Raw genomic sequence first — 15,442 nt, forward strand, 5'->3', positions numbered from 1 at the left:
ACGGCATGGGGAGCTTGGGGGACAACGTTATGGGGGACAACGGGACAGAGGACAACGGCATGGGGGGATCGGTGGATAGACCTTCGGTCATGAAGTGGACGGCGACCAAGATTAAGGGCGGGGCTGCTATCGAGCACGAAGACGACGTCGCTACCGAGTGGCCGCTTACGCTGTACGTCGACGGAGAGGAATTCGCCACGATCGTCTGCACGCCAAGCGATCTCACGGACCTGGTCGTCGGCTTCCTGGGCTCCGAGGGCGTCATTCGCGTCCGCGAGGATATCCGATCGTTGACGCTTGACGTCCAGGCGGGCATTGCCCGCGTCGAGCTCGTTCGTCCGCAATCCACGGCCAAGGATTATTACTCGAAAAGACTGATCGGTTCCTGCTGCGGCAAAAGCCGGCAATTTTACTTTCATAACGATGCCAGAACGGCCAGAACCTTGTCGGGCGGACTGCGGATCCGCGCCGAGCAATGTCTCGAATGGATGGCTCGGCTGCAGGCCGCTTCGGCGGAATTCATGGCCACGGGCGGCGTGCACAACGCCTCTCTCGTGGAGGCGACCGGCGCCGCCGTGATGCGGGCCGACATCGGCCGGCACAACGCGCTCGACAAGCTGTTCGGCCACTGCATCCGAAACCGGATCTCGGCGAGAAACCGGGCCATCGTGTTTAGCGGACGACTGTCGTCGGAAGTGGTCCTGAAGGCCGCGAAGATCGGCTGCCCGCTGCTGCTGTCCAAGTCCGCGCCCACGGACCTCGCGCTCCGGCTGGCCGATGATCTCGGCATTACCTGCGTGGGCTTCATCCGCACGGACGCGCTGAACGTGTATACGCATCATCACCGGATACTCATGGATTAGATGCTTATGCGGCGGTCCGGTCGGTGGGAATCGCGGAGGCGGGAGTTACCTTGTTTTTCGAGGTAACTCGCTGATCTTGGGACCGCGGAGGCGGGAGTTACCTTGTTGTTCGAGGTAACTCGCTGCTCTCGGGACCGCTGAGGCGAAGTTACCTTGCTTTTGGAGATAACTCGCTACCCTCGGGACCGCCGAGGTGGGAGTTACCTTGTTTTTCGAGGTAACTCGCTGATCTCGGGACCGCCGAGGCTGGAGTTACCTTGCTTTTCGAGGTAACTCGCTGCCCTCGGGACCGCCGAGGCTGGAGTTACCTTGCTTTTCGAGGTAACTCGCTGCCCTCGGGACCGCGAGGCTGGAGTTACCTTGTCTTTCGAGGTAACTCGCTGCTCTCGGGACCGCTGAGGCGAAGTTACCTTGCTTTTGGAGGTAACTCGCTACCCTCGGGACCGCCGAGGCGGAAGTTACCTTGTTTTTCGAGGTAACTCGCTGCTCTCGGGACCGCGGAGGCAGGAGTTACCTTGTTTTTCGAGGTAACTCGATGCTCTCGGGACCGCGGAGGCAGGAGTTACCTTGTTTTTCGAGGTAACTCGCTGCTCCGGGACCGCGGAGGCGGGAGTTACCTTGTTTTTCGAGGTAACTCGATGCTCTCGGACCGCCGAGGCAGGAGTTACCTTGTTTTTCGAGGTAACTCGATGCTCTCGGGACCGCGGAGGCGGGAGTTACCTTGTTTTTCGAGGTAACTCGCTGCTCCGGGACCGCGGAGGCGGGAGTTACCTTGTTTTTCGAGGTAACTCGATGCTCTCGGACCGCCGAGGCTGGAGTTACCTTGTTTTTCGAGGTAACTCGCTACCCTCGGGACCGCCGAGGTGGGAGTTACCTTGTTTTTGAGGTAACTCGCTGATCTCTGGACCGCCGAGGCTGGAGATACCTTGTTTTTCGAGGTAACTCGCTGATCTCGGGACCGCCGAGGTGGGAGTTACCTTGTTATTCGAGGTAATCACTACCCTCGGGACCGCCGAGGCGGAAGTTACCTTGTTTTTCGAGGTAACTCGCTGCTCTCGGGACCGCCGAGGCGGAAGTTACCTTGTTTTTCGAGGTAACTCGCTACCCTCGGGACCGCCGAGGTGGGAGTTACCTTGTTTTTCGAGGTAACTCGATGCTCTCGGACCGCCGAGGCTGGAGTTACCTTGTTTTCTAGGTAACTCGCTGCTCCGAAGACCGCAGGTACGGCGTGCCTTCAGGCCGTGTCAGATCAACCCTTGCTCCCGCAGCCACTGCTCCGCCACCGCGCGGGGCTCTTTGTGCTCCAGATCGACGCTGCCGTTCAGCGCGGACATCGTCTTGTCGTCGATCTTGCCGGCCAGCAGGTTTAGCGTCTCTCCGAGTTCCGGGTGGGCTTGCAGCGTATCGTCTCGTATGACGACGGCCGCGTAGTACGGCGGGAAAAATTGCTTGTCATCCTTGAGCGTCTTGAGCTTGAACGCCTGGATGCGCCCGTCCGTCGAGAAGGCGTCGTTGACGTCGGTCGTGCCTTCCTTGACCGCGCCGTAAGTCAGGCCCGGATCGAGTCCCGTCACCTTCTTGAAGCGCATGCCGTAGGCGGCCTGCAGGCCCTTGAAGCCGTCTTCCCGCTCGAGGAATTCATGGGTCGCGCCGAGCGTGAGCTCGGACGAACGCGCGGCGAGCTGGGACATCGTCGCGATGCCGAGGCGATCGGCGACGTCGGCCCGCATGGACAGCGTATACGTATTGTTGAAGCCGAACGGCGTGAGCCAGGTCACGCCAAACCGGGTTTTGTACGCCGCCTTGACCTTGTCGTAGGTATTCTGCGGATCGCCGCCGATGGCCGGCTCGCCGAGGACGGACGACCAGCCGGTCCCGGTATACTCCGGATACAGGTCGATGCTGCCGCTCGTGAGCGCGCTGTGCGTGACTTGAGAGCCGCCGAGGAACGGCTTGCGCACGACCTTGAGATCGGTTTTGGCCTCGATCAGCGCGGACAGCATATGGACCAGAATGTCCTGCTCCGTGAAGTTTTTGCCGCCGACCGTGATCGTATGGCCGCCTCCGCCCCCGCCGAATCCGAGCCCGCCGCGTCCGATCAGGCTCGTCGCGATCGCCGCTACCAGCAGGATGCCGAGCGCGATCTCGACGGTCCGCATGACGGGGTTCGTCCGTTTGCGGCCGGCCGGTCTGAGGCCGGGAGGCGTGACTGCCCGCTCCATCCGCTCCAGCAAAAAGTCGAGCAGCAGGGCGAGCAGGGCGGCGGGTATCGTGCCCGCCAGGATCAGCTCGGTATTGACCGTCGAGATGCCCCGGAAAATCAGGTCGCCGAGGCCGCCGGCACCGACCAGCGATGCCAGCGTGGCGACGCCGATCACCATGACCGTAGCGGTGCGGATGCCTGCCATGATGACGCTGAGCGCCAGCGGGAGCTCAATGCTCCACATCACCTGCATGCCGGTCATGCCCATACCGATGCCGGCTTCCTTGATCGGTTTTTCCACGTTCATGATGCCGGTGTAGGTATTGCGCAGGATCGGCAGCAGGGCGTACACCGTCAGCGCGATGATCGCCGGCACGCGGCCGATGCCGACCAGCGGGATCATGAAGCCGAGCAGCGCCAGGCTCGGGATCGTCTGGAACAGCGAGGCGAGCCCGATGACCGGAGAAGCGAGCCGACGGAAGCGCGTAAGCGCGAGGCCGGCGGGCACCGAGATCAGGATGGCGATGAACAGCGCGATGAACGAGATCTGCAGATGCTCGAGCGTCCCGCGTAGGATGTCGTCGCTGCGGTTGATGAATACGTCCCAAAGATTCATGGCGGCCTCCGTTCAGATCTGCTTCAGCAGGGCGTCGATCAGGCTAGAGTTGGTCACGATACCGGCGATCTGGCCGTTGGGGTGGACGACGGGCAGGTAGCCCATGCCGTGCTGCTTCATGACATCTACCGCATCGGCGACGCCTGAGCCGACGACCACGGAAGGGACGTCGGTACGCATGATTTCCTGCAGCGACAGCTCTTCGTTCTGAAAATTTTCCTCGAGCGCTTCCCGCGACACGACGCCCTGCAGCACGCGATTCTTGTCAAGGACCAGCAGGCCGTTGACGCGATGCTGCTTCATGAGCTTGGCGCCGTGGGCGAGTCCCCTGGACTGGTATACGGTCACGGGATTCCACAGCATGACGTCTTCCACCGTCAGGTTTTCCGATGCCTCGTTCAGCCGGCCCTCGCCGATGAAGCTGCGCACGAAGTCGTTTTTCGGGCGGCGCAGGATGCGCTCGGGGGTGTCGGCCTGGACGATCTCGCCATCCTTCATGAGGACGATGCGGTCCGCGATCTTCAGCGCCTCGTCCATGTCGTGTGAGACGAATACGATCGTCTTCTTGACGGTCTCCTGCAGCCGGATCAGCTCGTCCTGCAGTTGTTCGCGGCTGATGGGGTCGAGCGCGCTGAACGGTTCGTCCATGAGGATGATGGAGGGCTCCGCCGCCATCGCGCGGATGACGCCGATCCGCTGCTGCTGGCCGCCGCTCAGCTCGGACGGATACCGGTCCCGGTACCGTTCGGGGTCGAGGCCGACCATGTCCATCAGCTCGTCGATGCGCCGCTCGTACGCCTTTCTGTCCATCCGCTTCAGTCGCGGTACGATCGCGACGTTATCCTTGATCGTCATATGGGGAAACAAGCCGATGTGCTGGATCACATAGCCGATTTCGCGACGCAGCTGGACGGGATTCGACTTCGCGATGTCCTTGCCGTCGATGACGATCCGTCCGCCCGACGGCTCCACGAGCCGATTGATCATCTTCATCGTCGTGGATTTGCCGCACCCGCTAGGGCCGATCAACGTGACGAGCTCGCCTTCGCCGATCTCCAGGTTGATGCCTCTCAGAGCGCTGGTTCCGTCCGGGTATTTCTTGGTGACGTCGATAAACTGAATCACGCGCGACCGCTCCCTGTCGTATGCCGGTCCGAGCGCGGTGCCCGAGCGGCGGCTTAAGTGCAAGGTAGTATGCCCCGAGATATGCAAAATCAGTAAATCGAACCATACAGGCGCTGAGTTTGTCCCCGAACCTGCCTCTACGCCTGCCTCTGCGCCTTAAGAGACGAAAAAACCGTCAGGGGGAAGTCCCTGACGGCTCTATAAAGCATGTGGCGCTTGGATGCCTGACCGACCCGATCAAGCGTTTCGTTAAGGCATGTCTACGTTAAGGCAGCTCCCGGATCCAGACCTGCATCTCGCCCGGTTCCCGGTTGCCCCACAGCGTATACGGAACGGCCACGATGCGCTGCGGCGCGGATTCGGGCGGCGAGGTGCGGTAGAGCGCGCCTCCCGCGTCCGCGGGGTCCGTCTGCCGCAGGCCGTCCGCCTCCAGCAGAACCGTCCCCGCGAGTCGACCGTCCCCCTGGAGGGGGCGCAGCTCCGAGCCGGCGCGAATCGCAAGCGAGGCTATTGGCGCGCCGTTATCCGTCTCCTCGATGCAGTACACGAGCGGTCCCCGCTGCAGCGCGACGCGGCCGGCGTTCGCGCGCGCGTCGGCGGCCGCGTAGATCCGGCGAGGCTGCATGTCGAGCGCAATCTCGAAGACGTCGCCCTCTTGCCAGTCCCGCTCGACGTAGGCGTAGCCGTCCCGGATGTCGGGCGACAGGGGCGTTCCGTTCAGGCTGAACGCGCTTTGCGGCGACCAGGACGGCACGCGTACCGCCAGCGTGAACGCGCCTGCGCCCGACGCTTCGGCGAGCGTCAGCGCGACGCGTCCCGACCAAGGCAGCTCGCTGGAAGTCCGCAAGGTCACTTGTCTCCCCGCGATGTCCAGCTTCGCCTCGCCGCCGATATGCAGATGCGCGTACAGCGCGTCCTCGCTCGCAGAATACGCATAGCTGCCGAGCGAGGAGAGGAGCCTGGCGACGTTGGGCGGGCAGCAGGCGCACCCGTACCACTTTTGCCGCACGGCCTTCACATGATGCTTGCCCGGATTGCCCGCGCTGGCCTCGGGCCAGACTTCCATCGGATTGACGTAGAAGAAGTGCTTGCCGTCCGAGGCCATGCCGGCGGTGACCGTGTTGTAGAGGGCGCGCTCAAGCACGTCCCCATACTCGCCTCGGGCTTCGAGGCGGAGCATGCGCTGCGCGAACAGGATGAGCCCGATCGAAGCGCATGTCTCCGAGTAATTCGTGTCGTTCGGCAGATCGTAGTCGAAGGTGAACGCTTCACCGTGATGGGTGGAGCCGATGCTGCCGTTGACGTACATTTGCTTATGAACGACGTTGTTCCATAGCCGCCTGCAGGCGGCAAGCAAGCCTTCGTCGTTGTTGCGCGCGGCCAGATCCGCCATCGCGGCATACATATAGACGGCGCGTACGGCATGTCCCGTCGCGACGGATTGCTCGCGCACCGGTTTGTCGGCTTGATGGTACGCCAGAGAAGGGGGCTCCTTCTGCACGACGCCCGGCTGCCAATACGAGGTGCGCCCGCGCGATTCCCATTCTTGGCGGAAAAAGCTCGGCTGCTGTCCGCGTTCGTCGATGAAGAAGCTCGCGAGCCTCATATACTTGTCCGCTCCGGTCGCCTCGGCGAGCTTGACGAGCGCCAGCTCGATCTCCTGATGTCCGTCGTAGCCGCGGATCTGGCCGGGCCCGGGGCCGAAGAGCGCGTCGACGTGGTCGGCCAGCCGGCAGGCGACGTCCAACAGATTTCTTTTGCCCGTTCCGTAGAAGTAAGCGACGGCAGCCTCGATCAGATGGCCCGCGCAGTAGAGCTCATGGCAGTCGGTCAGATTGGTCCATCGCCGCTCCGGCTCGGCTACCGTGAAGTAGGTGTTCAGGTAACCGTCGGCTTGCTGGGCCGCGGCGATGAGCTCGATCGCTTCGTCGGCGATACGCTCGAGGTCCGGGTCCGGCGAGACGGCGAGCGCGTAGCCGACGGCTTCGAGCCACTTGTACAGATCCGAATCCTGGAATACGAAACCCTCGAACTTGCCAGTCTCCAGTCCGGCGGCGATCCGGAAGTTGCGAATCGCGCGGCTCGGATCGGCGTCCGGAACGCGGTCGTTCAGCGCCTCCCACTGATAGGGGATAACGGTATTTCGAATCAGATTCAGGTACGGGGACCAGTAGGGGTCCTCGATACTTACCTTTTTGAGATCCAATGGACGGGGATGGGCATCCTTCATCCGCAGTGTCATTTGCTTCACGCTCCATCGCATCGGAATGTCGCCGCTATCTTGCGCAGCAAGAGAATGCGGGATTTATACTTCTTTATTTTAAGCCGGCGCAGACTCCCCTGTCGGTAGGCGATTCTGTATAATAGGTGTCAATAACTGACCTATCGCATAATCGCATCTGCCGGAGAGGGGATCGCATGGAATGCTGCCTTTATTCTTGAACCGGCCTTACCGTCTGCGGATGGGCGGACACTTTCTGTCCGACGAGAACTGGTCGCATATGGACCGTATCATCTCGGAGTATGAATTGATCATCGGCGTATCGGGCGTCGTGTTCTTGGAGGCGGGCGGGAACATGTACGAGATTCGGGAGGGGGATGTCCTGTTCCTGGTGCCGGGAGAGCGGCATCGGGGCTACCGTCTGTCCACGCCAGGCGTCTCCTTCTATTGGTTCCATTTTCTCGAGCCTGATGCGGCATCGGCGCCGGCGGGGAAGATGCCGAAGTATGCGAACTGTCCCAACGCGAGCCGCGTGCACATCCTGGCGCGGCAACTGCTCCACGCAGCCAACGGAGGTTACCGCATCGAAGGGGCGGGCGATTATTTTCTGACCTGTCTGCTGATCGAATTGGCCGATCAGCTGCAGGATTCGGGCGGTGGGCGCGCGATGGACGCCCAGCTGCACGAGCTGCTGGCGTGGACGCGTATGCATGCGCTCGACCCGGATATTACGGTCGGACGAATCGCCGGGCATATGGGCTACAACAAGGATTATCTGTCCCGCATGTTCAAGCGGCGGTTCGGCTCCGGCCTGCTGGATTATATCCACGGTATCAGGCTGGAGGCCGCGAAGCAGCTGCTGGCGGGCGGCAAGCTGGGCGTCAAGGAGATCGCCGGCAGAGTCGGCTTCGGCGACGACAAGCAGTTCGCCAAGTGGTTCAAGCGGCTGGCAGGCGTGACGCCGACCGCGTACCGGCAGGCGTTCGGGCGCACGCTGCTGAACAATCGATAAGTCGAGGCGAACGCCTCGGCCGGAAGGGGTTAGGCATCGGATTTACCGCCGCCGCCACCGCTGCCGCCTTCGCCGGTTCTGGATCCGATCAGGTAACCGATGATCGTCGATTCGACGGGGAGCACGACGAGCGTCCACAGATCCTTCAGGCTGAAGTCCGCCGAGCGGTTGCGCTCCGGCACGAGCGTATAGATCAGCCCGATCAGCAGCACGCCGAGCGCGATCGTGCCGACGATATACAACCGGACGTTTTCGCCCGAGCCAAAAAACTTGCCCAGGAAGCCGAGCTCGGCCTTGCGTTTCTCGCTCTCGGCGTTCGCCGCGATGATCTTGCTGGCCACCTTGGGATCTTGAATCTCGATCTTGTTCACGGTCCCTGGACCCCCTCTCCGGCAAAAAACGTAAACGACAGCACCCATGCCGTCGCTTCGTAATTGATCGTCACCTCGTAGCAGAGGGACAGCCTGCGGTTGTTCAGCACGCCGAGATGGATCATGTCGTCGTTGCCCGTCGGCTTGCCCCTCGGGAAGTTGATGCAGGCGATCCGCACTTTATTGTGCTGCACGAGGCGGATGTCCGTCTCGAAGTCGTCCCGCTCGGGCTCGTGCTCGACGCAGAACACGAACGTGAGCGGATCGTTTTCCTCCGACAACGTAATCTCGATCGGATTCATTTTGTAGGCGAACACTCTGCCGTGATAGACGACCTCGAAGCCGCCTGAATGAATGCGCATGCGTTCTTCCCTCCCCGGCTTTGTTCGGCTGCGCCGCATCATTTCATTGTACGGGCCTCGGGGCGGGGTTATGTTCGTTTCATAATCTTGCGGTCTTATTCGATACGGCATGCCGGCCGATCTACGATGCGTTATGATAGATGGATCTTTGTTAAAATACTAGCGGCTATCGCACGAAGGGAAGCGTATCCTCATGAACACGACAAGTATAAGAGCGCAGCTGGAGGCGCTGGCGGAGCCCGGCTATCGGAAGTTCGCGTCGTCGCTCATCCCGAACATCGACAACCTGATGGGCGTGCGCCTGCCCGCGCTCAGGCGGATCGCCCTCGAGGCGGCGCGCGGGGATTGGAGGGTATGGCTCGCGCAGGCGGACGGGGAATATTTCGAGGAAATCATGCTGCAGGCGATGGTTATCGGTTATGCCGACATGGCGCCGGAGGAGCGGCTGCGGCATGTGGCGGCGTTCGTGCCCAAGATCGACAATTGGTCGGTCTGCGACCGCTTCTGTCTCGGCTTGAAGTTCGCGAGGGCGCACCAGGCGGCCGTATGGGCGTTTATTCAGCCGTATCTGCGATCCGGGCATGCGTACGAAGTCCGCTTCGGCGTCGTCATGCTGCTCGAGCACTTCATCGACGACGAAAATGCGGACGGCGTGCTGAAGCTGCTGGACCAGGTGTCGCATGAAGATTACTATGTGAAAATGGCCGTCGCGTGGGCGGTGTCGATGTGCTACGTCAAATTCCCGGAGCGGACCGAGGCTTATCTGGCGGCCTGCTCGCTGGACGACTTCACGTTCAACAAGTCGCTGCAGAAAATCTGCGAATCCTACCGGGTCGACGCAGCCGCAAAAGTGCGCGTCCGCGCGATGAGACGCAGCGCGAAAGGTCGGCGGGGGGCGGCTGCGGAGCAGTGAGCTGCGGCCTTCGCCAGGCGATGCGTACGCCTATACTTAAAAACGGCCCCGACCCCTCCAATTAGGAGGCGTCGGGGCCGTCTGCCTGCTCAGGCGTCCAGCTCGCCCTCGCGCAGATCGAGCGGCAGCGGCGCAGGCTTGTCGCATGTGCTGTGCATGCGATAACGCACGCCTTGCTCGGCCGCGTCGTGGAAGCCGTGCATCGCTTCGAGCACGTGGTACGCCAGCTCGCCGTTCGCGCGATGCGGGCGGCCCGTCAGGATCGCCTGGGCCATGTCCGCGGCGCCGAGACCGCGCGCATTGTCGGCGTAGCCATGCGTCAGCGGCAGCTCGGACCACTCGCCGCCCCGCGCGCGGCGGATGCGGATCGGCCCGCCGAACGAGTTGGGATCGGGCACCTGCAGCGTGCCGCCGCTGCCGTAGATCTCGATGAACGGCAGCTGGGCGCCGCCCGGCGCGTCAAAGCTCGTCAGGATCGTGCCGATCGGGCCGGCGGCGAATTCCAGGATGCCCGCCACGTGCGTCGGCACCTCGACTTCGATTTTCTGTCCGCTTTTCGGCTTGCTCGTGATCGTGCGCTCCGGATAGGAGATGCGCGCCGCCCCGGTGACCGAAGCGATCGGGCCGAGCAGCGCGACGAGCGCGGTCAAGTAGTACGGGCCCATGTCGAACATCGGACCGCCGCCCGTTTTGTAGTAAAATTCAGGGTCTGGATGCCAGGTCTCATGCCCGCCGCCGACCATGAACGCGGTCGCGCCGATCGGCGTGCCGATCCAGCCGTCCTCGATCAGCTTGACGCAGGTCTGGATGCCGCCGCCCAGGAACGTATCGGGCGCGCTGCCGACGAGCAGCCCCTTCCGGCGGGCGAGCTCGACGACTTCGCGGGCTTCCTCGCGTTTGACCGCGAAGGGCTTTTCCACGTACACGTGCTTGCCGGCCTCGAGCGCCTGGAGACATACCTTCGCATGCGCTTGGGGAATGGTCAGGTTGATGATCATTTGAATCTCCGGATCCGCGAGCAATTCCTCCACGGACATCCCGCGGATGCCGTGCTCCTCGGCCTTCGCCTTGGCTCTGGCGACGTCGAGGTCCGCGCACGCGACAATCTCCATCGAACCGAAGCGCCCGCCGTTCTTCAGGTAGATGCCGCTAATATTACCCGTACCGATAATGCCGACTTTAACTTTGTTCCCCACTGTACCGTTCCCCTCCCGATCTTCTTTTTCCCAAAATTACAGCTGGTTGTCCTGCATACCCGTATAAGCCGTGCCCGCGGCATAGTCGCTGTCGCCCGCCGTCTTGCCCTCCGCGCACCACAGGAAGCCCCTGCGCATCAGCTCGGATACCTCCGGCAGCGCGACGACGTTCGCCTGATGGCCCAGGGAATTGTAGTACACGCGGCCCTGTCCCCAGCGCTTGGTCCAGACGACGGGCATGTCGACGGCCTTGTTGGGCGAGTGCGGTCCCGGCGCGATGGGGAATCGGGTCGTGGCCAGCACCTCGATCGCCGGATCGATATGCAGGTAATACTGCTCGGTGCTCACGGTAAAGTCGGACATGCCCGCCACGAGCGGGCTCGAGCTGTGCTTGACGTTCACTACGTACTCGGTGCCGTCGTTGCCCGGATGCGCGACCCATTGACCGCCGGTCATGAACTGCCAGTCCGTATTCTCGCGGAAGGCGTCGCACATGCCGCCATGACAGCCGGCGAGGCCGGTCCCGGCCTGAACGGCGGCGGACACGTTGTTCACCCATTCCTGCTCGATCTTGCCCATCGTCCATGCCGGCACGATCAGGTCGAGGCCCATCAGTTTGTCTTTGTCCGCGAATGCCTCGAGCGTGTCGGACACCTCGACTTCGAATCCTTCGGCCGCGAGCATCGCCCGGAACAGCTCGGCGACCTCCTTGGGTTGATGTCCGTCCCAGCCGCCCCATACGATCAGCGCTTTTCTAGTCATGCATATCCTGTCCCTTCGGTCGCGCTCCGTCAGCAGGAGCGTCGGATGATTAATTGCGTCGGCAACAGCACGTCGGCTGCTCCGTGGCCCTTGGTGTCGTCGTTCGTCGTCTCGCCGGCAGCGCCGGATGTTCCGGGATCTCCAGGCTCCCCTTGTACGCCCGCCAAGCGGCTCAGCACGGATTCGGCGGCAAGTCGTCCCATCTCGTAAAAAGGCACGTCGACGGTCGTCAGCGGCGGATCGCTCAGGCTGGAGGCGTCCGAATTGTCGTAGCCGACCACCGGCAGCCGTCCGGGCACGTCGACGCCGCGCTCGCGGAGTCCCTGGATCGCGCCGATCGCCATCCGGTCGTTCGCGCACAGGAGGCCGTCCAGCTCCCCGAGCCGCTCGTAGATGGCGCCGGCGGATTCGTATCCGCTCTTGCGGCTGTAATTGCCCTCGAAGAGGGTCGCCGGGTCGGGAGACAAGCCGGACTCCGCGAGCGCCTGCCGGTAGCCTTCGTAGCGGTCCGCGCTATTGGAGTAGTGCGGCGAGCCGTTCAAAAAACCGATCCGGCGAAGGCCCGCGTCCAGCATATAGCGCACCGCCGCGTAAGCGCCCGCCCGGTGATCGGCGCCCACGCAGGGCAGGTCGTCCCGGCCGTAGCGCTGGTCGACGACGCAGCAGGGCAGCGATTCGTCGGCCAGCGCGAATACGGAGGCTTGTTCCACGGGCAGCGCGCTTGCGCCGAGAATCAGGCAGGCGTCCACGCGGCGCGTGCGGTACAGCGATACGTAGTCGTACAACGCTTGCGGATTGCGGTAGAGGAGCAGGAGGCCGTAACCGGCTTGATGCAGGACGTCCCCGATGCCGCTCAGAATCTCCGAGAAATAGTAAGTGGAGAACAGCCGCACCTTCGGCACGTGCGGAAGCACGACGCCGATGTTGCCGCTTCTCCCTCTGGCGAACCCCGAGGCGAGCGCGTTCAACTGATAGCCCAATTGCGCTGCTGCGGCCGTCACCTTGAGCCGAGTCTCTTCCTTGATCGGTCCGACCCCGTTCATCACGCGGGATACCGTCGCCTCGGACACGCCGGCCAACTCGGCGACCTCCCTGCGCGTAGCCATGCGTCACGGCTCCTCTCCCAGCGCGAGCGCTGCGGTTTTATTCAGGCAATCAAACACACAATGTACACGCGTACATTATGCCACCGGCCGCTATCCGAGTCAATCTGTTCTTTTTGATGTCGTCGGAATAGCATTTCGAAATCTTGCGATTCTAATTCCAAAATGCTGACGCCCGCGGGACGATGCGGGTATACTTGGTGGGAGGTGATGCAGATGGGCGTCGATAGAATAAACAGATCGTCCGCGGGGCAAGCGCCGGACGAGGTCCAATGGGAGGCGATTGTCGGCAACGACCCGGCTTACAATGACCGGTTCCGCTACGCGGTCGTGACGACGGGCATCTTTTGCCGTCCTTCGTGCAGGTCCCGGGCGCCGAAGCGGGAGAACGTCCGAATTTTCGCCGATTCCGAGCCTGCGTTGGGTGCGGGATACCGTCCCTGCAAACGGTGCAGACCGACCGACCGGAAGCTGCCGGATGCGGAGTGGGTCGGGCAGATGACGGACTATATCGACCGCTGCTATTACGAGCCGATCACGCTGGATCGCCTGGCTGAGCTGTACAGGGGCAGCCCCTATCATTTGCATCGCATATTCAAGCGGATCGCAGGCGTAACGCCGGTCGAATACGTGCAGCGCACCCGCATCGCGCGGGCGGCCGAGCTGCTCGGTACGACGGACATGCCGATGGCGGAGATTGCCGGCGCCGTAGGCTTCGGCAGCGTCCCTTATTTTATAACCGTATTTAAACAGCGAGTCGGCACGACGCCCAGCGAATTCAGAAGGCAGGGGCGCAGGCCGGCCTACGAGGAGATGTCGGAATGACGGATATGGATAAAAAAACGCTCGTCCGCTGGAGCCGGATCGAGCACGGGGATTGGCGGCTGCACATAGCGGCCACGGACCGGGGACTTTGTTATATCGGATCGCCAGACATGCCGCTGTCGCAGCTCGAAGCCTGGGTCGGCGCGCGGATGGCGGGCTCGGACCTCGTCCGGGACGACGCGAGGCTGGCGCCGTACGCGCATGAGCTCGCCGAATATATGGACGGCGCACGCCGTACGTTCGAAGCGCCGGTCGACTTCCGCGGCACCGCGTTCCAGCTGGCCGTGTGGCAGGCGTTGACCGATATTCCCTACGGCGAGACGCGCTCTTACAGCGACATCGCGAATGTCGTCGCGAGGCCGGCGGCTGTGCGCGCGGTAGGCGCGGCGATCGGCGCGAACCCGGTGCTGGTGTGCGTGCCCTGCCATCGCGTCGTCGGCAAGAGTGGCGCCATGACCGGCTATCGCGGCGGGCTGGACATGAAGATCCGGCTGCTCGAGCTGGAGCGCGGAGCGAACGCGGCGGCGCCGGAGCAAGCAGGGACCGCGAGGACGCGATAGACGATTTGCGTTAATAGAGCAGTCTCCATAAATAGAAGGTCGCGTAGGATTCCCAGCCGCGCCATCCGGCGGACAGCCGGAGAATCTCCTCGCGGGGCGGTTTGGCATCGCTCCCGGTGACGTGGCGGATCGCGTGATGCAGGCCGACGTCGTCTATAGGAAATGCGTCCTTCATCCGCAGGCACCGCATCAACACGTAATTCGCGGTCCAAGGTCCGATGCCCCGGATGCGAACGAGCGCTTTTTCCGCCTCCCGGTAACCCAGTCCCGACAGCATCTCCTTGGAGATCGCCCCCTTCGAGATCAGGTCCGCCGTATGAATGAGATACTCGCATTTTCTGACTGTCAGCTGCAGCGGGGCCAGATCGCCGACCTGCAGGCCGGCGATAATGCGGGGCTCCGGAAACGTCCAGTATGTCTCGCCCCCGCGTACGACCCGGCCGCCATATGCCTCCACCAGGCGCGCCTTCAGCGTGTAGGCGAAGGCCAGATTGATCTGCTGCCCCAGGATGCCCCACGCAATCGCCTCGTACAGGTCGGGGATGCCGATCAAGCGCAGGCCCCGATGCGCGGACGCCGCCGCGACCAGGATCGGATCGGTCTCGGCGAGCCGATAGAAGGGCCCGAGATCCGCGTCCAGATCGAGCCAATCGCGGATGTACGCTGCCGCGGCTGCCCGGACATCGCCACCCGGGTGCGGTTCGCCGGGAAAACCAGCTGTATGCGGTTCGCCGGAATCGCCTATGAGCGTGACATCCAGGCCGCCGCCATTGCGCGCTGCGCGAATCTCCACGACCGGCGTACCGCTCAGCGGCAGCGCTTTGTACAGGCAATCGTCCCGAATGCGATGCAGGCACTCCTTGGGCGAGCGCGTCAGGTAGCCCAGGTTGGCTGAAAACCTGTAGTCCTCGGGCACGGATAGGTTAAACGTCGTTCGGGTGTGCATCGATATCATCCTCCGTATGCCATTGTACCTGAATCGCGGGAGCGCTCGGGCTTCGGAATCTTGCCTTTATATTGAGGGTGGCCCGCCGTGCTGGAGATAGTGCCCAAATGCGCTTATCTCCGCTCGGATGCGGACTGCGGCGCTAGAGATAGTGCCCAAATGTCATTATCTCCGTGCGGATGAGGCCCGCAGAGCCGGAGATAGTGCCCATATGCGCTTATCTCCGTCCGCACGTGGCCCGCGGCACCGGAGATAGTGCCCATATCGGTTCAACCCCCTAACCTTGGACACTTTCGTCCAAAACCCGGGGTTCTCTCCCTAAACCGCAATATTTATCGGCTTAATGGCGCCGGAGAGAAATTGT

The 15,442-nt window shown here is 62.6% G+C and carries 14 protein-coding genes; 5 read left to right on the top strand and 9 right to left on the bottom strand.

Annotated elements, in window-relative coordinates:
• Positions 1–5: 5 nt before the first annotated feature.
• Complete coding sequence (fdhD, locus tag PQG80_RS28255) at positions 6–863, top strand: formate dehydrogenase accessory sulfurtransferase FdhD (protein WP_271755198.1); 858 nt, start codon at positions 6–8, stop codon at positions 861–863.
• Positions 864–2,107: 1,244 nt separating this feature from the next.
• Here fdhD and PQG80_RS28260 read toward each other — a convergent pair.
• From PQG80_RS28260 to PQG80_RS28270, 3 genes are all read right to left on the bottom strand, one after another.
• Positions 2,108–3,682: a glycine betaine ABC transporter substrate-binding protein gene (locus PQG80_RS28260; RefSeq protein ID WP_271755184.1), complete on the bottom strand. Its 1,575-nt coding sequence runs from the start codon at positions 3,680–3,682 to the stop codon at positions 2,108–2,110.
• A gap of 12 nt (positions 3,683–3,694) precedes the next feature.
• Complete coding sequence (locus PQG80_RS28265; RefSeq protein ID WP_271755200.1) at positions 3,695–4,807, bottom strand: ABC transporter ATP-binding protein; 1,113 nt, start codon at positions 4,805–4,807, stop codon at positions 3,695–3,697.
• A 265-nt stretch (positions 4,808–5,072) separates the two neighbouring features.
• Positions 5,073–7,049 carry a glycoside hydrolase family 127 protein gene (locus PQG80_RS28270; protein ID WP_271755185.1) on the bottom strand — a complete coding sequence of 659 codons (1,977 nt, stop codon included), beginning with the start codon at positions 7,047–7,049 and terminating at the stop codon, positions 5,073–5,075.
• Positions 7,050–7,230: 181 nt separating this feature from the next.
• Here PQG80_RS28270 and PQG80_RS28275 point away from each other — a divergent pair, with 181 nt between their 5' ends.
• Positions 7,231–8,040 carry a helix-turn-helix transcriptional regulator gene (locus PQG80_RS28275; protein ID WP_271755186.1) on the top strand — a complete coding sequence of 270 codons (810 nt, stop codon included), beginning with the start codon at positions 7,231–7,233 and terminating at the stop codon, positions 8,038–8,040.
• Between the two features lie 29 nt (positions 8,041–8,069).
• Here PQG80_RS28275 and PQG80_RS28280 read toward each other — a convergent pair whose 3' ends face one another.
• Together PQG80_RS28280 and PQG80_RS28285 are read right to left on the bottom strand one after the other, a co-directional pair.
• Positions 8,070–8,411: a hypothetical protein gene (locus PQG80_RS28280; protein ID WP_271755187.1), complete on the bottom strand. Its 342-nt coding sequence runs from the start codon at positions 8,409–8,411 to the stop codon at positions 8,070–8,072.
• The gene (locus PQG80_RS28285) at positions 8,408–8,773 is read right to left on the bottom strand and encodes a DUF6864 domain-containing function (RefSeq protein ID WP_271755188.1); all 366 of its coding nucleotides are present in this window, start codon (positions 8,771–8,773) and stop codon (positions 8,408–8,410) included. Before PQG80_RS28285 ends, PQG80_RS28280 begins: the two co-directional genes overlap by 4 nt.
• A 193-nt stretch (positions 8,774–8,966) precedes the next feature.
• Between PQG80_RS28285 and PQG80_RS28290 the strand changes: the two genes are divergently transcribed.
• Positions 8,967–9,686 carry a DNA alkylation repair protein gene (locus tag PQG80_RS28290; protein WP_271755189.1) on the top strand — a complete coding sequence of 240 codons (720 nt, stop codon included), beginning with the start codon at positions 8,967–8,969 and terminating at the stop codon, positions 9,684–9,686.
• 89 nt (positions 9,687–9,775) lie between these two features.
• Here the strand turns inward: PQG80_RS28290 and PQG80_RS28295 are convergent, their stop codons facing one another.
• The 3 genes from PQG80_RS28295 to PQG80_RS28305 are packed head-to-tail and all read right to left on the bottom strand — an operon-like array spanning position 9,776 to position 12,750.
• Positions 9,776–10,882: a Gfo/Idh/MocA family protein gene (locus PQG80_RS28295; protein ID WP_271755190.1), complete on the bottom strand. Its 1,107-nt coding sequence runs from the start codon at positions 10,880–10,882 to the stop codon at positions 9,776–9,778.
• 36 nt (positions 10,883–10,918) lie between these two features.
• The gene (locus PQG80_RS28300) at positions 10,919–11,644 is read right to left on the bottom strand and encodes a ThuA domain-containing protein (RefSeq protein WP_271755191.1); all 726 of its coding nucleotides are present in this window, start codon (positions 11,642–11,644) and stop codon (positions 10,919–10,921) included.
• A gap of 29 nt (positions 11,645–11,673) precedes the next feature.
• Positions 11,674–12,750: a LacI family DNA-binding transcriptional regulator gene (locus PQG80_RS28305; RefSeq protein ID WP_271755192.1), complete on the bottom strand. Its 1,077-nt coding sequence runs from the start codon at positions 12,748–12,750 to the stop codon at positions 11,674–11,676.
• Positions 12,751–12,963: 213 nt separating this feature from the next.
• Between PQG80_RS28305 and PQG80_RS28310 the strand changes: the two genes are divergently transcribed.
• Together PQG80_RS28310 and PQG80_RS28315 are read left to right on the top strand one after the other, a co-directional pair.
• Complete coding sequence (locus PQG80_RS28310) at positions 12,964–13,572, top strand: bifunctional transcriptional activator/DNA repair enzyme AdaA (protein WP_271755193.1); 609 nt, start codon at positions 12,964–12,966, stop codon at positions 13,570–13,572.
• Positions 13,569–14,132 (top strand): methylated-DNA--[protein]-cysteine S-methyltransferase, encoded by a 564-nt coding sequence (locus PQG80_RS28315; protein WP_271755195.1) that lies wholly within the window; start codon positions 13,569–13,571, stop codon positions 14,130–14,132. The genes PQG80_RS28310 and PQG80_RS28315 overlap by 4 nt, the downstream gene beginning before the upstream one ends.
• A 10-nt stretch (positions 14,133–14,142) precedes the next feature.
• Here the strand turns inward: PQG80_RS28315 and PQG80_RS28320 are convergent, their stop codons facing one another.
• A complete protein-coding gene (locus PQG80_RS28320) occupies positions 14,143–15,078 on the bottom strand; it encodes a DNA-3-methyladenine glycosylase 2 (protein ID WP_271755197.1) in 936 nt (311 codons plus the stop codon).
• Between the last annotated feature and the right edge of the window lie 364 nt (positions 15,079–15,442).

This window comes from Cohnella rhizoplanae, assembly GCF_948329515.1.
GTDB classification, from domain to species: Bacteria; Bacillota; Bacilli; order Paenibacillales; family Paenibacillaceae; genus Cohnella; species Cohnella rhizoplanae.